This window comes from Microcystis wesenbergii FACHB-1317 (assembly GCF_014696875.1).
In the GTDB taxonomy this organism is placed as follows: domain Bacteria; phylum Cyanobacteriota; class Cyanobacteriia; order Cyanobacteriales; family Microcystaceae; genus Microcystis; species Microcystis wesenbergii_A.
Genome location: NZ_JACJQV010000092.1, coordinates 1 through 20,423, shown reverse-complemented (window position 1 = coordinate 20,423; position 20,423 = coordinate 1). Strand labels below are relative to the sequence as shown.

Annotated in this window: 19 protein-coding genes and 3 pseudogenes; 10 read left to right on the top strand and 12 right to left on the bottom strand. The window is 42.5% G+C overall.

What is annotated here, in order from left to right; translation table 11 throughout:
* Both H6F92_RS05965 and H6F92_RS26725 read left to right on the top strand, forming a co-directional pair.
* A pseudogene (locus H6F92_RS05965) lies at window positions 1-408 on the top strand (IS701 family transposase); the annotation flags it as partial.
* Window positions 395-667: a DUF5615 family PIN-like protein gene (locus H6F92_RS26725; RefSeq protein ID WP_323670469.1), complete on the top strand. Its 273-nt coding sequence runs from the start codon at window positions 395-397 to the stop codon at window positions 665-667. The pseudogene H6F92_RS05965 and the gene H6F92_RS26725, both read left to right, overlap by 14 nt.
* A gap of 276 nt (window positions 668-943) precedes the next feature.
* Here H6F92_RS26725 and H6F92_RS05960 read toward each other — a convergent pair whose 3' ends face one another.
* Both H6F92_RS05960 and H6F92_RS05955 read right to left on the bottom strand, forming a co-directional pair.
* Entirely contained in the window at window positions 944-1,156 is a 213-nt protein-coding gene (locus tag H6F92_RS05960) for a type II toxin-antitoxin system HicA family toxin (protein ID WP_002776326.1), read from the bottom strand.
* A gap of 2 nt (window positions 1,157-1,158) precedes the next feature.
* Window positions 1,159-1,356, bottom strand: a complete 198-nt coding sequence (locus tag H6F92_RS05955) for a type II toxin-antitoxin system HicB family antitoxin (RefSeq protein ID WP_002738180.1) — start codon at window positions 1,354-1,356, stop codon at window positions 1,159-1,161.
* Window positions 1,357-1,723: 367 nt separating this feature from the next.
* On the opposite strand from H6F92_RS05955, the gene H6F92_RS05950 reads away from it, so the two are divergent.
* Window positions 1,724-1,948, top strand: a complete 225-nt coding sequence (locus tag H6F92_RS05950) for a DUF433 domain-containing protein (protein WP_002753441.1) — start codon at window positions 1,724-1,726, stop codon at window positions 1,946-1,948.
* A 439-nt stretch (window positions 1,949-2,387) separates the two neighbouring features.
* On the opposite strand, the gene H6F92_RS05945 is transcribed toward H6F92_RS05950, so the two are convergent.
* From H6F92_RS05945 to H6F92_RS05925, 5 genes are all read right to left on the bottom strand, one after another.
* Complete coding sequence (locus tag H6F92_RS05945) at window positions 2,388-2,825, bottom strand: aspartyl protease family protein (protein WP_190357128.1); 438 nt, start codon at window positions 2,823-2,825, stop codon at window positions 2,388-2,390.
* Window positions 2,818-3,033 (bottom strand): hypothetical protein, encoded by a 216-nt coding sequence (locus H6F92_RS05940; protein ID WP_036403432.1) that lies wholly within the window; start codon window positions 3,031-3,033, stop codon window positions 2,818-2,820. The genes H6F92_RS05945 and H6F92_RS05940 overlap by 8 nt, the downstream gene beginning before the upstream one ends.
* A gap of 120 nt (window positions 3,034-3,153) precedes the next feature.
* Window positions 3,154-3,540, bottom strand: coding sequence for a hypothetical protein (locus tag H6F92_RS05935; protein WP_185241021.1), 387 nt, complete (start codon window positions 3,538-3,540; stop codon window positions 3,154-3,156).
* Window positions 3,541-3,655: 115 nt separating this feature from the next.
* Window positions 3,656-4,501, bottom strand: coding sequence for a sacsin N-terminal ATP-binding-like domain-containing protein (locus tag H6F92_RS05930; protein ID WP_190357127.1), 846 nt, complete (start codon window positions 4,499-4,501; stop codon window positions 3,656-3,658).
* A 183-nt stretch (window positions 4,502-4,684) separates the two neighbouring features.
* Window positions 4,685-8,758, bottom strand: coding sequence for a DUF4011 domain-containing protein (locus tag H6F92_RS05925; protein ID WP_190357126.1), 4,074 nt, complete (start codon window positions 8,756-8,758; stop codon window positions 4,685-4,687).
* 359 nt (window positions 8,759-9,117) lie between these two features.
* On the opposite strand from H6F92_RS05925, the gene H6F92_RS05920 reads away from it, so the two are divergent.
* Window positions 9,118-9,468: a site-specific integrase gene (locus H6F92_RS05920; RefSeq protein ID WP_190357130.1), complete on the top strand. Its 351-nt coding sequence runs from the start codon at window positions 9,118-9,120 to the stop codon at window positions 9,466-9,468.
* On the top strand, window positions 9,449-9,622 hold the full coding sequence (locus H6F92_RS05915; protein ID WP_242030017.1) for a hypothetical protein: 174 nt from the start codon (window positions 9,449-9,451) through the stop codon (window positions 9,620-9,622). Before H6F92_RS05920 ends, H6F92_RS05915 begins: the two co-directional genes overlap by 20 nt.
* 3 nt (window positions 9,623-9,625) lie before the next feature.
* Here the strand turns inward: H6F92_RS05915 and H6F92_RS05910 are convergent, their stop codons facing one another.
* Window positions 9,626-10,480 (bottom strand): universal stress protein, encoded by an 855-nt coding sequence (locus H6F92_RS05910; protein ID WP_002795618.1) that lies wholly within the window; start codon window positions 10,478-10,480, stop codon window positions 9,626-9,628.
* A gap of 1,023 nt (window positions 10,481-11,503) precedes the next feature.
* On the opposite strand from H6F92_RS05910, the gene H6F92_RS05905 reads away from it, so the two are divergent.
* Window positions 11,504-12,481 (top strand): alpha/beta fold hydrolase, encoded by a 978-nt coding sequence (locus tag H6F92_RS05905; protein ID WP_190357124.1) that lies wholly within the window; start codon window positions 11,504-11,506, stop codon window positions 12,479-12,481.
* Between the two features lie 393 nt (window positions 12,482-12,874).
* Here H6F92_RS05905 and H6F92_RS05900 read toward each other — a convergent pair whose 3' ends face one another.
* Complete coding sequence (locus tag H6F92_RS05900; protein ID WP_242030018.1) at window positions 12,875-13,687, bottom strand: alpha/beta hydrolase; 813 nt, start codon at window positions 13,685-13,687, stop codon at window positions 12,875-12,877.
* Here H6F92_RS05900 and H6F92_RS25745 point away from each other — a divergent pair.
* The gene (locus H6F92_RS25745; RefSeq protein WP_242030020.1) at window positions 13,649-13,873 is read left to right on the top strand and encodes a hypothetical protein; all 225 of its coding nucleotides are present in this window, start codon (window positions 13,649-13,651) and stop codon (window positions 13,871-13,873) included. The genes H6F92_RS05900 and H6F92_RS25745 overlap by 39 nt on opposite strands.
* 1,272 nt (window positions 13,874-15,145) lie before the next feature.
* Here the strand turns inward: H6F92_RS25745 and H6F92_RS05895 are convergent.
* Entirely contained in the window at window positions 15,146-15,787 is a 642-nt protein-coding gene (locus H6F92_RS05895; protein WP_190357122.1) for a hypothetical protein, read from the bottom strand.
* 105 nt (window positions 15,788-15,892) lie between these two features.
* On the opposite strand from H6F92_RS05895, the gene mnmA reads away from it, so the two are divergent.
* Window positions 15,893-16,951, top strand: a complete 1,059-nt coding sequence (gene mnmA, locus H6F92_RS05890; protein ID WP_190357121.1) for a tRNA 2-thiouridine(34) synthase MnmA — start codon at window positions 15,893-15,895, stop codon at window positions 16,949-16,951.
* Window positions 16,952-17,040: 89 nt separating this feature from the next.
* Here mnmA and H6F92_RS05885 read toward each other — a convergent pair whose 3' ends face one another.
* Together H6F92_RS05885 and H6F92_RS05880 are read right to left on the bottom strand one after the other, a co-directional pair.
* Window positions 17,041-17,793 (bottom strand): phycobilisome rod-core linker polypeptide, encoded by a 753-nt coding sequence (locus H6F92_RS05885; RefSeq protein WP_002803412.1) that lies wholly within the window; start codon window positions 17,791-17,793, stop codon window positions 17,041-17,043.
* Window positions 17,794-18,057: 264 nt separating this feature from the next.
* Complete coding sequence (locus H6F92_RS05880) at window positions 18,058-18,639, bottom strand: phycobiliprotein lyase (protein WP_190357120.1); 582 nt, start codon at window positions 18,637-18,639, stop codon at window positions 18,058-18,060.
* A 490-nt stretch (window positions 18,640-19,129) separates the two neighbouring features.
* Here H6F92_RS05880 and H6F92_RS26990 point away from each other — a divergent pair.
* Together H6F92_RS26990 and H6F92_RS05870 are read left to right on the top strand one after the other, a co-directional pair.
* Window positions 19,130-19,567: pseudogene (locus H6F92_RS26990) on the top strand (IS110 family transposase); the annotation flags it as partial.
* 162 nt (window positions 19,568-19,729) lie between these two features.
* Window positions 19,730-20,423: pseudogene (locus H6F92_RS05870) on the top strand (transposase family protein); the annotation flags it as partial.

The window sequence follows — 20,423 nt, the reverse complement described above, 5'->3', positions numbered from 1 at the left end:
GCAAGTTCAGGGGAAAAAGCGACAGAAGTTGACTATTTTATCACCAATGTAGTCGAGACAGATACAGTAACAGCGTCGTGGATAGTGAGGACTTACACCGAAAGAAATTGGGTCGAAGTATTCTACAGAGAAGCCAAAGGATGGTTAGGGTTAAGGGAATACCAAGTCAGGGATAAACGAAGCTTACTTCGTCATTTTATCTTGGTGTTTTGTGCCTATACATTTATCCTGTGGCATAAGTTGACTGGGGGACTACAAAGGCGGTGGGCAAATCGACCTTTAAACACTTTTGTTGAGGCCTTGGCAGCTTTTCGCGTAGCGATGTCTTTCCGTTTCTTTAAGTGGCTGCTCGACAATCATGACGTGTTTGCCGCTTATAAAGCCAGTTTAGGCTTTGTTTGGGCTTGAAATTTGTTTAAGTCCCATTAGGACATCTCAGCAGGAAAATCGTATCCTCGTCACACGAGATAGGGATTACGGGAATCTTGTTTTTGTCAGAGCATTAGGAACTGGAGTTATTTACCTTCGGGTATTACCCACGACAGTTAATGCAGTTCATGGGGAATTAGCGCGAATCATCAAAAATTACTCCGAAGTGGAACTAGCAGGAGCATTTATAGTCGTAGAACCGGATGGTCATAGGTTTAGAAAGCCGTTGCTTTATTAAGTCAGGTGCAACGTTGTGTTATACCCGATCGCTTTGGCAATCACTTAATCTTGGCGATCGATATGATGTAGCCTGTGTTAGCGTTAGCGTAACCCACGGATTTTGAACATTAGATAAGGTGCGTTCACTTCGTTAACGCACCCTACAAGATCGGCGTGCTGCTACGCAGTGCCTTCGGCATCGCACTCTGTTATGAGTTGATTGATGTTGGGTTTCCTTGCGTCAACCCAACCTACGGGCGAGGCGATCTGCTACGCAGTGCCTTTGGCATCGCACTCATAATAGTTGACGAAATTCTGCGACTGTCAAACCAGCATCTTGAACAATTCCACCCATTGTAAATGCCTTAATTGGATTGTGCCTTGGAAGAGCAACTTGACGCACCCCATCACTCATGATGATATGTTTGCCTTGGCGAATGATCCGAAAGCCTACCTTCTCCAAGGCTCGTACTGCATCTAGGTGATTTACGCCAGGAATTCTAGGCATAGTTACACCTGCATTTCAATTTCACGAATTTCCCCATCTTGCAAGCGTTCTTCTAAGGCTGCAAGATACTCACGAATTGCATCTTGGATATTGGTTAATGCCTCTTCCTCAGTATCTCCCTCGGACCAACAACCGGGGAGCGCAGGAACGCCAACAGTAATTCCTTCTTCAGAACGATAAAGGACAATTTTGTATTTCATCATAAGTTCCTTCTAGATAGCACTCCATTTTAGCTTGATAGAATTATGGATGTGGGATCAAATTGTAGCAACAGCGGAACCTCACAGCAAACTTGATATGGTTGGGTTTCCTTGCGTCAACCGTTCGGCAAAAGCTCACGGCCGAAGTTCAACCTACAGGCTACTCTAGACTATTTATTCCCCTAGAAACGAATCGCACCGTTACATTTCATTAACCCACCCTACAAGATCGGCGTGCTGCTACGCAGTGCCTTCGGCATCACACTTAACCAACCAAATGACGGCGTTCCGGTGCAGCGACTTGTTATACGGCTTTTTTTGTGCAATGTGATCTAAAATAAGGGCATCTTACGACTAGGTGACAACAATGTATAAAATTTCTGTTAACCCTCAAATTCATTTTGGGAAGCCCTGCATAGAAGGGACGCGCATCACTGTGCAGAGTGTTCTTGAGTTGCTAAATGAGGGACTCTCTTTCAGTATAATTATTCAGGATTATTACCCTGATTTACAAATTGAAGACATTCGTGCTTGTCTGCAATATGCTATCGCTTTAGTAGCGGCTGAAGACATTAAACTCGTGTCGGCTTAATAATGAAATTTCTGGCTCTTCGGTTTGTGTTATGCAATGGACGGGGGTTATAAGGGATGGAACCCTTATATAGAAAGGCATTTAGCGATTTTTGTCAATTGTTTTTGCTCTAGAGCGAACTAATCAATTAAGTCTCTTGCCAGATAAGGATTTACTCGATTTATGCCCCCCTATCGAACCATACCAAGTAACGAAGAGCCAAATTTCTTCTCGATCAAGACGTTTACGCAATCACTGCGAGATTTCTAATTGATGCTGGACATGATGTGGTTCTTGTTGCTCAGCTTGAACTCATGAGTTTCTCTCCTATGTCTGTTCAATAAGTTTTTGCGGCTGTCTAACGGTGAAGTGCAGCGGCGGCAGATAACCTCTAACTCAGCACCAGCAGCTTTCGTCCGCTGCCACGCAGTGTTAGGTGGCTGGCAAGAACATCAACAACCTACTCCAAAAGAGCTTTAGGGCTAACTTTAGGGCTAACTGCAAACTCTAGCTGTGAACGGTAGAAACAAACATCGAACTCCATAAAAAAATTCACCTGCCCCAGAATGAGCGGAACATTTGTAGCCTGTGTCCAAGCAAAAACCAGTTGAATAGGCTCAAACTGCCCAACGACGGCTTGGGCAAGCACGACACGCGCCTCGTACTGAGCCAAATTTCCTGTCAAACTCAGTGCTGTTGTTTGTCGTTCCCAATTGTACCCAAGCTCGACCCCTATTGAATACGGCAGCACATTAACACTTGCACCAGTGTCCAGCAGTCCGGATGCTGCAATAGAAACCTGTTGATGAACCAGGGTGAATGGCAAGTAGGGGCGAAAACTAGCTTCACCTAAAGTGGCATCGCCAGCAAGAAATGGATACCGCTCGGTGTTAGGCATGGTTTTGAGCTTTGGTAGCCTGTAGCGCTTTTAACATTGTATCCGCAGCCTCATCCGCGCCATAGGGAGACCATACTGGATAAGCTTGTTCAGGCTTAATTAGCTCGGTTTCCTGCTGGGCTAGCTCAGAGATCAGAAACTGCATAATGTAAAACTTGTCTGAGCGGCTCAGTTCTCTTAATGTCGCGATTAATTTTGATGAAACCATATACTCGTGAAGCTAGGGTTACTTTTCTATTGTAGTCGCTCCAGTCCGGGGCAGCGGTATTAGCTGATTGTACCTGATGCGTTTCATTTTTGAATCGGCGGAGTTTGTACCATAAAAAAATTATGAGAGTTGAGCTATTTCTCGATCATGATGATGGGATATTTCTTGGTACAGAGACTTTGCAATGCTTTGATATGTTTTGGCAAGGTCATCACACTTCACTACTCGAAAAAGGGTAAATATAACTTGTCCAAAAATAGGATCTTCGTCGATCGCTAAAATCACCCTTAGCTTTTGCGAAACCTTCAACGTGTACAGAGAAGATTCATATCCATTTAGTCCTGATAACAGAGGGAAGCGATGAAGCTTACGATAAACGTGCTTTTTTTGAGTTGGGAATAGACTGGCACAATCATTGATTTTTTTGACTGTTATAGCTTTGTCGTCTTTGCCCAGTTGGTCAAGATCCTTTTCAAATCCGCTCGTTGACTCAATTACAATGTCCACGATATGAACCGCCTATCTATGATAACTGCTGACACTTAATCTCTAGCATAGCAATAAAATCCTTTTACTATAGTAGAATGACGTAGATCGCACCGTTACATTTCATTAACGCACCCTACAAGATCGACGATCGCACTGTTATGAGTTGATTGATGTTGGGTTTCCTTGCGTCAACCCAACTACGGGCGAGGCGATCGCACTTTTTAAGAATAACCACACCATTCTGTGTGATTTTCTCTATTGCAAAAGTCAATGAGTTTTTAGAAATGGTGATTTTTATTTGCTTGCTTCTCAGAAAAAGCAATATTTGTGTATTAGAAAATAATTCAAATAGATCTTTTTGAAGTTTTTCGGTGTCTTGGTATCTAATAATTGTAGATACATTGAAACTTTTTGTAGTGATTAATTCTTGCGGTAAATCAGTCCATATTGGAATAATCTGCCAAGGCATTTTAATGTTTTTCTGCTTTTGTTTCCTTACTCTTTCAGCTTCCCAATCTTCTTTTACTCCCCAATTATCCTTCCAGTAACCACCCCAGTGTTCTTTGTCAAACTTAAAACAATAGTTTCCAGAATTGATGATTACTAAATCAGAATGCGAAAAAACAGACTTAAATCCAATCCCTTTAAATCCAGTTTTATTTGCATCACCTCTTTTGTTCCCATCCCCAACACTACAAACGGATTCAATATCTACTTGTGTAAAGGGTTCGCCATTATGTGAAACTACTAAATATTGATCTACAATTTTAATAGCTAGTTCAAGACTTCCATAGGTACTACTTGCATCATCCGCATTCTGAAGTAATTCATAAATAAATCTTTGACTATCAGTATAAATATCTGTCGATAAAGACTCAAGAGAATTAGCTAAATTTTGTGCTGATTCAGGACTTGTATAATCTGAATTCTGCTGTCCAAGTTTTTCTATGAATTTTTTGGCTGGGTCTGTCTTTGACATAAGCTATTTTTTAAAGGAGTCTTGCTGACTAGTTTTCCTGTCAAGTGTTGCAGCATAACGTTCCTGTTGAGCGGCTGCCAGTAACTTTTGCATCACCTCCAAGATCTCTTTTCAGTCCGCTCCAACAGGGTTGTTATACGGCATAGTTGACGCAGCTAAACACGACAATATCGACTACATAATTTATCGGAGTTTATTGATTCTTTCTATCAATAAACGGATTTGCTCCGGTTTATTACGAAACCATTCTGTTGACCAAATTCGATGAATACGCCAACCTAGTCTTTCAAGCACTTGTTGTCTTAGACGATCTCGATCTCTTGCTGTAGACGAACTATGATATGATGCGCCGTCGCACTCAATCCCCAATAAAAATTCTCCTGGACGACTGTTATGAGCAATGGCTAAATCAATTCGATATCCTGAACATCCAACTTGAGTACGGATTATATATTCTTGTAGCAACGAATGCTGTCTTATAGTGTGATATACATCTTCTTCAAATGGTGAATCAAAGTGAAGACTATCAGTGTACGAGTTACCTTGTAGGCGTTCACCACCACTTGCTGCATATTCTAAATAGTCACGTAACAATCTTACGCCTTCACTTTGGGTGCGTGTTATATCAATATCACCAGCAAGTATAGAAGAAACTAGAGTGATTTTGCTCTTGGCTCGTGTGACAGCCACATTCAGTCGTCGTTCTCCACCTTTCTTATTGAGTGGACCAAAATTCAGAGATAGTTTGCCTTGAGGATCACGGGCATATCCAACGCTTAGTAAAATTACATCTCGCTCATCACCCTGCACATTCTCCAATGCTTTGAGAAAAAATTGAGGCGAGTTATCACGGCAAAAATCTTCCAAGTTAGGGTAATTTCCTCCCAAAATCTCTATCTGCTCCTGAATAGCATCAGCTTGAGCTTCGCTAAACGCAATGATTCCAAGAGACTGATTAGAAGACTGTTGGACATGCTTTAACACTAACTGAGCAACGATTGCTGCCTCACGTTGGTTATCTCTACGTCCGCCACGATCGTAAACGCCATCGGGAACGTGCTCAAACCACACTCCCAAATCCGGATTTTGAATAGGATTGGGAAATGTAACTAATTGAGAGTCATAAAAATGAAGATTTGAGAAGGCGATTAATCGCTCATCTTGGCTACGATAGTGCCACTTCAGTGTACGCCCAAACATAAAGTTTGAACATTCATCTAAGATACTTTCATAGCTCGCATCGTTTTCATCATCTATGTCTTCCTCATTGTCACCCGTTGAGAAAAATGACGTGGGCGGAAGTTGTTTTCTATCACCAATCACAATGACCTGATCAGATCGGATAATCGAAGAAACAACATCTTCAGTCCGAAGTTGAGAAGCTTCATCAAAAATGAGAACGTCAAAATGAATCACATTCGGATCAATATATTGACTAACCGATAATGGACTCATCATCCAGCAAGGCTTTAGAGTTTTAGCTATATTTTGAATTCCCTTTTGTTTATCATTAAGAAGTTTGCGGATCGGTAAATGTTGTCTTTTCTTAGTTGCTTCTTTTTTCAACCTCGGCAACTCAGATTGAGCAATTGAAGTTCTCTCAAAGCTCTGCCAGTTCTCTGCATGAAGGCGTTTCAAGCGTTCTCTAGCAACATCCAACTGATCGTAGTCAAGTCTAGCAAACTCCCTGATTTGACGTTCATGTACCTCAAGTCTAAAGTTCTTCAACTCAGGTTTTCGAGCAAGAATTGAATCAAGACAAGTTTGGTAAATCAGCTTTTCTAGAACTGGGAACCAAAGCTCAGAGTCCAGTCTGCTGCTACGCAAAGCATCTAAAAACTTCTTACAGCCCAGATTTTCGAGTTTTTCACAAGTTTCTCTGTAAGTTAACCATTCTTGGAAGTAAGGCAGCTCAGACTGAGCTACATCCAAAAACGTTTTCAAGTTATCAAAGGGGATTGTATGAGAAGATGAGTTGCAATCGGCAACATCATTTTCATCAAAATGTGATAGTAGAAAATCTAAGCCCTTCCGAATTTGATCGCGGTTCGATTCAAGTTGCTGAATGAATTGGGCAAGTTCACGCCGTCGGGAGGAAGAACTTACAACATTTTGAACACAATCAGCAGGAAGAGTATATTGCTGTAACCCAATCAGCCAGCTTAAAGCTTGTTCGATAGTCTGTAATTCTGATTGTTGAGAGATCTGTGGGTCAAATAAAGATTCAAAAACTTGATGAGCAAGATAGTTACTTTGGCCGAATTGATTTCTTACATATTGAACCTGTACAGCCTGTGCTAAATCACGTTTCAATTCATTGTGAGAAAGTGAATTCTTGGTAATACGCAACTTCTTTAGATATCTACGATCGCGCCAGTAGCTAGGATTAAAGATCCGAATAAACCAAAAGCGACTATACTTCTGATATCTTTCAGACAATCGAGGTAGCTCTGGAGAAAATAACTCAGAAGAGTATCTTTGTTTTAAGTGGGGTTCAAAATTTTCAATCACCTGAACATCAGCTTTCAATTTGGCAAAAGCGTTTTGTGCAATTGAAATATCTGTTCTAGTCCAATTTTCCGGTAGCTCTATTGGAGCCTTTAATACATGAGACAAGGCAGCATAGCAAGTCTCTGTAGACTCTAAATCCGACAAAGCATCGACTTGAAAAGTTGATTGAAGCTGTCGATTAATATTTTTACTTAAAACTATTGCTTGCTGAAACTCTTCGATTTTTTCTCTCAATTCTAATTCAAGCTCAAATGAGTAAGAATTAAGAGAGCTTCTTGCCCAAATTGTTGTCTTCCCTCCATTGAAAAATAGTAGAAACTGAGCTAGCTGATTCAGTAAATTCTTTGCTTGCTGTAGTCGATCAAAAGACCATTGATTGAAATTAGGAAATATAACGTTAAGATCTGGAACCCTCTCTCTCTTCTTTCGCAAAAGTTCACTAAATAACTCAAAGGATGATTTATCCAGAGGCTTTTCCTTAGCGTGCAAACTTGCAAGATATGAGCTAATAGATTGGCGAGTCGATACTAGTTGAGCAAAAAAGTTACTATGATGTTCCCTGTCAGAATTTTGGGCAATATGTTCAATATACTTAATGGTTTTTGATAAATCTTCTACAAGTTTCCGCTTATCGGTAGTGCCACTATGGTGAAGGTTCAAGCACATATGATTTAAACCACACTCAACCATGCGCTGATAAACTACTCGAAGTGCAGTATCCTTCTCTGCGACCAACAAAACTGATTTTCCAGTGCCAATCAGTTCAGCGATCATATTGACGATAGTTTGACTCTTACCTGTTCCTGGTGGACCTTGAACGAAAAAGCTAGAACCATCCTTTGCCGCCTCAATTACGACTTGTTGGCTAGAATCGGCATCAAGAATTTGAAATATTCGTTCAGGCTTAACTTGTGAATCTAAAGCTGATGCAGGTAGAGGCTCTTTGTAATTTGCTTGGTAGGCACTGAGGTTGCCAGTAATTGCTTGCAAAATTGGATGAGCAAAAATCCGGGTTTCATTTTCAATAATGTCCCGAACTATTGCAGCTTTGGCATAAGAAAATAGTGATAGAAATACGTTTTCTTTGATTTCCCAGGTCTTTTGTTCTGTCAAGAGCTTACGAATCTGGCTAATTAATTCACTGTAAGCCATTTCTTGGATCGCTTCTCCTTCTGGAAGCTCAATTCCAAAGGTTTGCTTTAACTTTAGTAACAGAGTTGGATTAAGGACAATATCTTCTTCCAAAATAGAGATCTTATACACATCTCGTCTTGGCTCTTTAGTCAACTCTATAGGAACCAGGATAAGCGGAGATGTCAAAGCTTCATCTGGTTTATCTTTGTCATACCAAGTCAGTGTTCCAAATGCCAAAAATAGACTATTTACGCCCTTTTCTTCCAATGAAAGTCGCGCTTCACTGCGTAATTTCTTGAGCCTTTTTAATTGCTCATTACCTTGTTGGCGAGTTCTCAATCCAACAGGATTTCTTGCTGCCGTTGTACTAGCCTGTCTGGGCTGGACAATCGCTTGAACGTCACTGTCCGCTTGAAAATACAGCACCTGTCTATCTTCAGTTATGTGCTTGAAGAGAATTCCTGGCTGTTCTGTCAGAATTTCTAGCGATCGAGGACTATCCTGCCGAAACTTAATGAGAGGATTCCGTCGCCCCAGATCTGCCAGCCCAGCTTTCCACTTTGCAATTTTTTGAGCAAGGTTCTGCTGAGAGTCTAAATCTGGCTGCCACATTCTAGGTTTTCTCGTAAATAGGTGTTTTGCTCAACATTTTAGCTATTCTTTTCCGTGAGTGCCTCCTCCAGATCTCTTTTCTACAGCCATCGGAAATTTTACAAGTCCTGCCGTATAACTATATATTATGCGGAAATTTTCTGTATATCACGCTAAATACACATTTTTTTAAGAATCTTTCCGTATATTACGCTCAAATGGAGTGATCGCAAGAAGTTTTCCGTATAATATTACGATAAGCGTGTTATGCCGATTAGCGTACTCTTTTATGAACCCTCCCCCACCCCGAAAACTCCTAGACGTAGTGCGAGAGACGATCCGCCCTACCGCATTACTCCTACCGCACCGAACAAACATATCTGGACTGGATTAAGCGTTATCTGCTCTTCCATCAGGAAAAACATCCCCGTGAGATGGGAAAAGAAGAGATCAAGTCCTTTTTGAGCCATCTTGCCGTTGATAAAAACGTTGCCGTCGCTACCCAAAACCAAGCCCTCAACGCCATCCTCTTTCTTTATCGAGAAGTTCTTAAAATTGAACTGGAAAATATCGGTGCATATTTACGGGCAAAAGGTCACAAACGCCTGCCCACCGTCCTCACCAAAAAAGTAAAAATGGCTGATGATTTTAGCGATCGCACAACAAACTGCGATCGCTGCCCAGGTAATTCTCAACCCACCAAAGTTAGGATTGCTCATCCAAGAAATTGAATCTCTTGAGAAGCAATTACTGAGCTTGGGGGTTGAGAGTCGAAGTTATCCCTTAAATGAGCTAATCGCCTTTAGCTCGGCTTTTATGACGATGAAAGCCATTGCCAGCAACTTAAATCAAATGAGTCAAGACTTAGCTGCCTACACCCAATAGGGGCTAAATCCCTTCTTTTCTGGCTAAAAGGACGGGACAATTGACATTAACCCGCACATAATCCGAGAGGGAAGTACCGAGAAGGCGATCGAGATCTGGTAAACTCTTAGCCACGGAAGGACGGCGATCGGGCGAACCCAACAGTAAGAGATCGACATTATAATCATCGACGAGTTTGCAGAGTTGTTCTCCCGGTTTACCCCCCGTCACCAGGCAGCGATAGGGTATATTCATCCGTTTCACTTTTGCTACTGCTGGCCTTAAAATCGGGTTTTCTTCCATTTCTTTGGGGGAAGTGGGGGCAAATTCCGGTTTTAAGTCGGGGTTGACGCGGGCCAGAATTAACTCTGCTGAAGGATAATCCCGCAGGAGATAAATAGCCAGATCGAGAGCTAAATCAGCCGAGCTAGACTTATCGAGAGCTACCATCACCTTTTTGATTTTTTTGACGTAAATATCGTCTTTTACCAATAACATCGGGTGATTAGTCAGTTGAAAGACGTATTGACTGACGGAATTTTCTAGAATTGCTTCCAGTCGCTTTAGTCCTCGGGAACCCATCAGGATCAAATCGGCGCCGATTTCGTCGGCAACTTGACAGACGGTATCTTTGGGATCTCCTTGCCGCAGAATAGTGGAAACTTTGCTGGGTTCAATTTTGACTTCTTGCAGGATTTTAGTCAGCATTTGGGTTCCCTCTTCCCATTTACTGGCCAGAGCTTCGGTGGTAATCTGAGGGGGAACAACCCGGAGAATGGTAATCGACGCTTTCCGGATAGCGGGGAGATCCATTAATGCTTGTAGCATTTCTTGGGTTTGACCTGCGCCGGAATCAGCGTATAGTATTTTCTCTAGCATAAGATTAAACTCGGTCTATGATCTTAATAGTTTTCGCTAATTTTCAGCATACTGCTAATGTTGTTCCCGAAATTTAACAACTTATTAAGCGCTTTTTCTTAGGTTAATGCGATGCCGAAGGCACTGCGTAGCAGCTCGCACTTGAGGGTATTTTTAAGTATTTATGCTCAATTGACTGGCAATACTTGGCTCAAAATCATCGTGTCAAGCGTTCATTTGTATTATATTTTGGCTGCAATGCTGGCGCTCTCTTTTAATCACAGCTAAATCCGTTGAGTATAGGCTACTTATAGGGACAGGCAATAGGCAATAGGCAATAGGCAAAAGGGGGTATAAATAATCAGTCTTTAATAAACGGATTTAGTATCACTACTGCTGCTCACCATTAAATCGACCATTTCATTGATGATTAGAGTTCTTGCATAACTGGACTTCCCCCATACAGAAATACTAAAAAATTAACAAAACCCTTACTGCAGGTCGCTTCTCAGAAAAAATTGAAAAGACGCTACTGGGTACATTTTCCCTTTGAAAATGGCTGTACCGTTGACTGTATCTAGAGTAGAGCGATTCCGTAGAGTTGGCTGTATAGTGATCGCTAACCTGATTGTAACAGATGGTGTCATTAATCTCTAGAGTCAGCGATTCCCTCTGTAGCCATGTTTTTGATGGTTTTCTGCCCCGAAACAAGCTATAATGGTCGAAAGGTCAAATTTAAAAAATTTTGCCTCAAACCCTATCTGCGTAAGGAATTCAGGATTTTGTGTCCAGTAGTCCATTAGTATTATATTGCTTTAACTCAGGCTCTTTAAGACTTTTAGCCATAGCTAGTATGTTTATACGGGGGAAGTTCAGGCATAATTAATTTTTGAGAGTGCAAAAATGAGAAAAATAGACATAAAATTGCATAAAATTCCTAAATAGAGCATTTAATTGATTAATGCTCATTCTTAATTCTCCTGACGACCGGCTCCTGAATCCTCACCTAAAGGAAGATTTTTGATTGTTACAAGAGGTGTAGTTATGTCTTTATCAATTCGAGTAATTATCCTAGTAGCGACGACAGTTTATCAGACGTTATCTGTTTGGTTAGAAGAACAAAAAGCACCGCCGGGTCATTTGATTAATCTGGGTAAATATCGCCTACATTTTTGTCTAGCGGGAACGGCTAGTCCCACTATTATTATTGACCATAGTTTAGGAGGAATTGAGGGATATTTTTTGATAGAAGAATTGTCACAATTGGCTAGGGTTTGTATTTATGATCGAGCGGGTTATGGTTGGAGCGATTCTAGTCCATATCCGCGAACTAGCTACCAAATTGTTCAGGAATTAGATCAATTACTAACCCAAGCAAAAATAGAACCGCCTTATATTTTAGTTGGTGATTCTTTTGGCAGTTATAATGCTCGACTGTATGCTCATCTGTTCCCAGAAAAAGTAGTAGGTTTGGTACTCACTGATGGTTTACACGAGAAAGGAATGCTGAAAATGTCGCCAGCATTAAAGGCATTAAAATTATTTTTCATCTCCGGATTTTGGATGTCGATTATTGGCTCAATTTTAGGCATTATCCGAGTTCTGAGAGTTCTGGGAGTTTTTGAATTATTAAAACCAGAATTACGTCGCTTTTCCCCAGATTCTTGTCATCGAGTTAAGCGTTCTTTCTGTCGCGCTAAACACTGGATGACGATGAGTAGAGAAATGTTTAATCTCGACCAAAGCGCTCGTCAGGTGAGTGAGGCTAAAAATTTTGGTAATTTACCGATAGTTAGTATTAAAGCTAATTCTTTTTTTAAACCTTCCCTTTGGACTCGCTTTATTCCCCTAAAAAGTGCCAACCAACTCCGGGAGGAGATGCACCTGGAATTAGGCAAGTTATCCGGAGATTTTCTGCAAATACAAGCGGATAAAAGTAGTCATTTTGTCTGGATGGATCAACCGGATGTGATCATCGATGCGGTGAGAATTTTGCTTGACAAAATTAACTCTGTGTGCTAAGTAATTACTCACCGTTCGCTAATTTCTCGAACCGAAAATTTGGTAAATTGTCTTAAATGCAGTCTAGCAAACGCATTGAGTGTTCTACTCGGATATTTGTTAGTACAAAAAGACCATTTTGAGGTTAACGAATTGATTGGGGTTTGAGCGAGCCAATTGGAGATCGCACTCCCGACACTGTTCTACCTACCTTATTCGCTAAAAAGCATACAGTATAAAGGTAACAGCAATTTTAAAACCCTTCCCTTAAAAAATTAAGCGAACAATGAGTTGTGACACTTAGACTGCGGAGTATGGGACTTCTGCTGACGCTAAGATAAAGTCAAATCTCCCAATCACTTTAAAACCTTTGTGATAGGCGTTTGCATTTTAGAGCAGTAAATTAAACCTGACTCATTCTAGGAGTCGATAGCGATTAGTTTCAGCGACGTATTTCCGACCTGGAATTTCATCGGGGGGAATTTGATTGCGTAGCACTAGACGCATATCCCTGACAACGCGGGGGACATTCAGATAATAGCCATGCTCTGAAGGATCTGTAAAACTAGATACCACGCGGGTACAATCGATCGGATAGACATTGCGAGGAAGTTGTCGCGGCTGGATTGGACCATCTGTCCCCAGACGGGCGGTATTACCCTTAAGCTTATCACTGGCCCAAAGAGCGAGGTCGTTGCGGTTGAAATAGACACTTGTCCGGCGGGTGATCCGGGACAGAGACAACAATTTGTAGTCGAGATCGAAAGCATCATCATCCTCATCGGCTGCCATCATCAGAACCTGATCGAACAGTCTGGGCAGTTGGTTGCCGACTTGCCTTTTCAATTCCTGTAGAGCATGGCGCAAGACATAATTGCCCATGCTGTGGGCAGTGAGATGAAGTCTCTGTTGGCACCGCGCCTCAGTCTGATTAATGAAATCGGCAACTTTGAGGAAGCCGCGGGCAAATGCCGCCCCAGAAGCGGCAGCATCCAGGCGATCATTCTTGTAAGCGATCGCATTGGCGGCTCTCGGATCGGAAAACAGAAGCGCACCGTCTGAAGGCCAGGAAAACAAACATATATTCAATTTGAGGGGAGGCTCGGTATCGCCAGGGTCTCTGGCAGTCAACACTTGGTGCAGTTGAGCCGCAGCCGTTAGAGCGCTCCGAAATGAAACGTTGAAGCCGTGAATGAAGATCAATGTATCTTCCGCATTCTCGATCATCTGTTTGCGGACTTGCAGGGCAATCGCCTGACTGCCCAAAACGGGCGGATCACCCAGCAGATTTTCTGGGGCAACTTGGATTTGATACTGAGAAAAGTTCTCACCCGTTACCTCGGCTTTTCCAAAACGCAAGTTAGCCAGTCCATCCTGACTAAAGGTACTCCCGAAGTCAAAACCCGCCTCTAAATCATTTGAGGTAACCAGGTTGCGGTTTGTAGCAAAGTAAATCGTCGTCATGCAAAATCTCCATATTTTCTTCGGTTTTTCGGGAACAGGATAGGCTGAACCACTTTAGCCCATTGCCCCTCCTCTTTTCCCTGTCTAATCCCCTGTTCAACTATATTTTTAGTCTTGATTTACAAGGCTCTCAGAAATCAGCAGAGATAAAGCATCCTCGGGAACCTTGATTCTGTAGTTTTTAGTTGCACATCGGGTTGTCTAACGATTTTGCTTCCCCTTTGCGCGGGTAGTTTTGCCAACTTTGGTGTTGGGGTTTATGTTTCCATCGTGCGTCAGGGTCAGCGACCATTTGTATGGTCATTTGGCACTCCCGTCACTAAAAGCGAGGGATTCTTAGTTCAACGAGTCCACTTAAATTAGATGCCTTGCGTTATCCAATCCAGATGTGGTTCTCTCCCTAAGCGTTACTTTTCGTATGCCCTACGATAGTTATATTTCTACAAAATTTGCTTGAATTGAAGTGTTAGCTTCAAATACTCCTTTGTCTAGTTCCTACAAATATTTTACACCACGAGCAGGCTTTGGCCGTGAGATCAGCGTTCGACCGAGCGTTCATGTTAGTGAGCTTGTTGAACTACTGACTCATTGTTCGCTTAATTTTTTAAGGCAAGGGTTTTAAAATTGCTTTTACCTTTATACTGTATGCTTTTTAGCAAATAAGGTAAGTAGAACATGCCGAAAGTGCGATCGCCAATGGGTTCGCTCAAACCCTAATCAATTCGTTAACCTCAAAATGGTCTTTTTGTACTAAAAAATATCCGAGTAGAACAATCAATGCGCTTGCTAGACTGCATTTGAGACAATTTACCAAATTTTCGGTTCGAGAAATAGCTCTCTTGGGTTTGGTGGGTAAAATGTATTCTAAGATACCTTCATCCTAGCGAGGGGGTGGAACGAACCACAAAGACACAAAGGACACAAAGATTGATCGATCCTATGTAAGTAAAACTTATCACACAGAACCTAGAAGAGCCGAGAAATGAGCGAACGGTGAGTTAATAGGATAAAATTAACTTCTTGGTTAGGATGGACGAGAGGCAAGAGATTCGATCGAGATTAGCTGAAATCCTAGAGACTTATTGCCTAATTAACTTTTGAGAGTTCAAAAATAGGAAAAATAGGCATGAAGCTATCGTTCATTCTTAATTCTCCTGACTACTGACGACCGGCTACTGGCTCCTGACTCCTAACCCCACCAACAGACTTTTTCAGTAAACCCTAATTATTGAGGGTAATAATCTGGGCGCTAAAACCCTGTTTAGTTAACTCTTGTAACCGTTGTTTAGCTTGGTATTGTTGCTGAAATAACCCCGCTTGAATCACATTTTCTCCTGCGCGGATAAATGCGAGGGGTTCAATTTCTTTAATTTTTGCCAACGCTGCTGCACTATTACTTTTAACTTCAACGCGAAAGAGTTGATTAGTAGCAATAACCCGCTGCTGTGGTGGGGGAGAAGGGGGTTTATTGGCGCGATTTTCAGGTCTGGGTGCCGGTGGATTGACAGTTGGACGAGGATGATTATTAATCACCGTAGCATCGGCAGGACGCACGGGAGCGGGAGCTTGAAAAACGTATTCTCTCAGGGGTTGGTTATCGGAAACCGGGGCAGCCACCGGGGGGCGAACTGAAGGAGAATTAACCGGGGGTAAATTTAAGGGTGAACATTGGGAACAATTAACAGCACTGGGACTGTCTGAACGTTTAGTTGGTTGTCTCACCGCCGGCGGTGGGGGCAAACGACGACCGGGATAAAGATTCTGGGCAAAAGATAAGTTTGCTTTTAGCAGCAGCGTTCCTTGAGCGATTATCCCGACTTTTAACCAAAATAAAGCCGAGAAAAACAGTAAGTTTGTTCTCATAATACTGGTTTGTCCTCACACGAAATTTGGGTACACCATGTCCAAATTTTAAAGGAGGAGATGCTAGTCTAGAAAGTATATTGGTTAAAAATCATTACAAGGTTTATGGGAAAAGTTGTTGTCGGTCTATCGGGGGGAGTAGATAGCTCCGTCGCCGCTGCTGCCTTACACGCTCAAGGTTATGATGTTATTGGCTTGACCCTGTGGTTAATGAAGGGTAAAGGTCAATGCTGCTCCGAGGGTATGGTAGATGCGGCCTTTATTTGTGAGCAGTTGGGGGTTCCCCATCATATCGTCGATAGTCGCGAGCTTTTCCAAAAAGAAATTATTGATTATCTAGTTTCCGGTTACGAAGCGGGAATCACACCGCTGCCCTGTTCTCAGTGCAATAAAGCGGTAAAATTTGGCCCGATGCTGCATTATGCTAGGGAAACCTTAGAAACGGATACTATTGCCACCGGTCACTACGCTAGAATTCGTTTTTCTCCGGAAAATAACCGTTATCAACTGCTGCGCGCCGTCGATAAAAATAAAGATCAATCCTATTTTCTCTATGATCTAACTCAAGATGTACTGCGTGGGACTTTATTTCCCTTGGGAGAACAAACCAAGGCAGAAACCCGCAGGATTGCCCAGGAATTCGGCTTAAAAACGGCAGATAAACCCGATAGTCAGGATTTATGCTTGATTGAAGCTCACGGAACTATGCGATCATTCTTGGATAAGTATATCGCCGTTAGTGAGGGCGATATCGTCGATCTCGAGGGCAAAGTTTTGGGTAAACATAGCGGTATCCATCATTATACGATCGGACAACGCAAAGGCATCGGCATCGCCGCCGCCGAACCTCTCTATGTGGTAAAACTGGATCCCGTCATGAATCGGGTTATCGTCGGTAATCGCGAAAGTGCCGTTAGTGCCGCTTGTCTTGTCGGACGGATGAACTGGGTTTCTATTGCTCAACCCACCACTCCTATACGCGCGCAAGTACAGGTACGTTATCGTTCTCCGGCTGTTCCCGTCAATGTTATCCCCCTAGAAAATAATCAAGTGAAGCTGGTTTTCGATGAACCACAATTTAGCATCACCCCGGGCCAGGCAGCCGTAATTTATGAAGGGGAAATCGTTCTCGGTGGGGGGATTATTTCAGGAGCAACCCCATAGGGAGAGCCACCAATTCACAGGATAACCTGATTATGGTTCAGGGGTCATTCTGCCAATTAGGGACTCTCCCCGGTAGGTTTAGCTAAAAATTAACGACGGGGTACAGAAGCCTCGATGTTAATATTCATAGCGGAGACTCTTGGTACAGGATTGCCTTTGGCGCTACCGAGACCCCGGGCCATAGCCAAGAAGCTGGAAGGATCGCCGGCTTTGGGTTTTTGCTCTTGGGGAACATAGCGACGGACAGCATTCTGCCAAACGATTTGGGGGAAGCCCAAAATACCACGATAGTAGCCATCGTAGCGAGGCGAGGTGATGTTGAATGGACGTTCACCGATTTCGCGGCTGGCTAGGGTGCGACGACGTTGGTAGGGAACAGTATCATAACCAAAGCTTTGCAGATACTCGTCACTGTTGAGAAGTTGATCGACAAAACCTTGAATACCTTTGGTGGCAACGACAATCGACCAAGCAATTTTTTCTCTTTCGCTATAGACATCGCGACCGAGAACTCTTTGTACTACCTGTTCGACAAAGCGATAGTTGCTGTTTTTCTCGTAGAAGCTGTTATAGAAGGTTTTCGATAACAGCAAACCACGAATGAAATCCCGCACTGATAATTGTCCATTGCGTAATTGGGACTCGAGGAAGGGTTCCCGATCCCATTTAAAGGCATGGAAGAAAATCTGACGGTAAGCGGCTTCGATTAAATCGTCCAGGTCGGTAGGGGAGAGGACATTTTCCGTCGTGTAAACTCTCGGTTTTTCGTCTCCACCGACATCATAACCAGCTACCCGCACGTTTTGGGACTTGGGGGCGTAATTTAAAAGAGGAATGGCCAAGGGTAAACCTCCGTATCCTTAGAAATGCTTAAAAAACTTTCCTCCTAATGATAAGGGAGTAAGTGCCAACTAGAAAAGAAATATTAAAAATTCTTACAATTGTTAAGAAAACTTGCTTACCATCCGGGGAGTGGGGAGCGCCGGAGCGGGGAGCAGGGAGATGGGAGCGCCGGAGCGGGGAGCGGGGAGATGGGAGAAAAAACTGATGACTGATGACTGATAACTGATAACTGATAACTGATAACTGATAACTGATAACTGAATTTACCAGCCACTAATCGAATAGGATGAAGGTTCGGGGGAATCACCAGAGACTGACTCCGATGACTGATTGCGGGATTCAGCACAAAAAGTGGCCGTATTAAAACCGCCAAAACGTTGAACTGTGCTAGTGCGGAGACGTAAATCGGCATCGGCAAACCAAAAACGCTCGATCGAGGTCATAGTTTCGTATTCTGTAATTAAGACTAAACCTTCCTGTTCATCAATGTGATAACGGCCCGCCACGGGAATGATTTCCGCATAACCTCGCTCCCGCAACAGAACACCCGCTTGGGGATTATCTTCATCGGGAATTAGCGCAAAAACGGTGGTTCCTTGATGATTTTCGTTTTCTTTGTCCCACTGCATCGAACCATCCCAACTGACAAAGGCACCCCCCACAGTCTTAGCGGGATCGACTTCGTGCATTTCACAGATAGCGATAATTTTCGGGTTATCGGCGCTTAAAGCTTCCACATAAATCTCGGAATCGCCGGTTTCTGCGCGTCGAAAGGGTAAATGATGGGTGGTGCGCTGAGATTTCCACTGTCCCGCACTTTTCTGAAAAAAGGTCATCCCGTCCATAGTTTTTATCCTCTGTTTTTTCCATCTATTTTAACGCCATAGCCGTTTTCTGTAACCCTTGTCCCCCTCTCTCTCTCATTCATCCCCAAAATAATCATGATCAATTCTCTTGATTTCATAGATTTTTTGGGTCGATACACCTAAATTATAAGTAGGGAGGCACAATTATTTGTAGGATGGGTTAGCGGTAGCGTAAACTATGCGGGCGTTGGGTTTCATGCTTCAACCGTTCGGCGGTTCGGACCCCGGCGTGAGCTTTTGTCGAACGCTGATCTCACCGTCGAAGCCTGATCTCACGGCCGAAGCCCAACCTTGTATATTGAGAGAAGTGGTAGACCGTCCCAAGCTTGGTCAGAAAAGACCGCTTCGTAGCAAGGGTCACCACCATAATCTCCCTGATAAAACTCGAACAGTCGCCAGGGTCGTGGCGAAAACAATCAATTGTTAAGCTAACAGACCGGAGCGGGCAAGGATGAGTAAAATCAAGGGGATGCTCTCAAAAATAACCATTAATCCCGCCAATTTCTCAGGTTTAATCAGGGAAAATATCTCTCAATGGGTAGGCATTGACATTAGTAAAGCGACCCTAGATGTTTACCTCCGTCCCGTCGGTAAAGCGATGAAAGTTGCTAACACAAAGGAGGACATATCTAAACTGATCGAGACCCTAAAATCTTAGACGCTCAACCTCATCGTTCTGGAAGCGACAGGAGGTTGAGAAACTGAACTGGTGATTCAATTACAAGCAGCGGGTTTAGCCGTCGCCTTAATTAATCCCCGTCAAGGAAGAGACTTTGCTAAAGCTACTGGTAAATTAGCCAAAACCGATGCCATTGACGCTCAAATCTTAGCTCATTTTGGCGAAGCAATGCAACCGCAAATATTAGCGGTTGAGTCGGAAGAGTCCCGTCAATTGGGCGACTTAATTAGGATTTGCTGAATAAATCTAAAAACCTTGTTGGATAATAGACCTCTTGCATAATTTTTTTATGGTATAATAGAATGTTTTGCTTTTTTCTCGATTTTTAGATTGAAGTGGAAAAAAGAATAAAATGTGATCTTAGGTCAGGAAATCATCTATAATTTTGCTATGTTTATTAGCAAAATTATGGATTATCAAAACTTATCAGATGAACAATTCAAACGCCGTTTCGGCGTGTATAAACAAACCTACAGAAAGATGGTAGAATCAGTAAAAAGTGTTGAAGCTGAATCTAATTCAGTATCTAAAAGGGGACCGAAACCTAAACTATCTATAGAAGAACAAGTTTTAGTAACGTTAGAATATTGGCGAGAATATAGAACATATTTTCACATTGGTACAAGCGGTCAAATATCAGAATCAACTATATGTCGGATTGTAAATAAGACGGAAAAAATGCTTTGACAATCGGGAAACTTCCGTTTAAAAGGAAAAAAAGCTCTACTAAATCAAGCAGAGATACCGGTCGTAACGGTAATGGATGTAACGGAAACTCCCATTGAACGCCCCAAAAAGAAACAGAAAGATTTTTTGGGGGGTAAAAGAGGTTATCATACTTGAAAATCCCAATTAGTAGCTGCTCAAAATACCGAGGAAATTATCTGTGTCTTTTGTGGGAAAGGTAGAGGTCATGATTTTAGTTTATTTAAAAAAAGTCGAGTTCGTTTTCATCCTTTAACTACCAGCAGAGAAGACAGTGGTTATCAGGGAATAGCTGCATACCATAGTAATAGTTATACACCGAAAAAGAAATCGAAAAATAGAAAATTAACCGAGTTAGAAAAAGAGTATAACAAGGCTT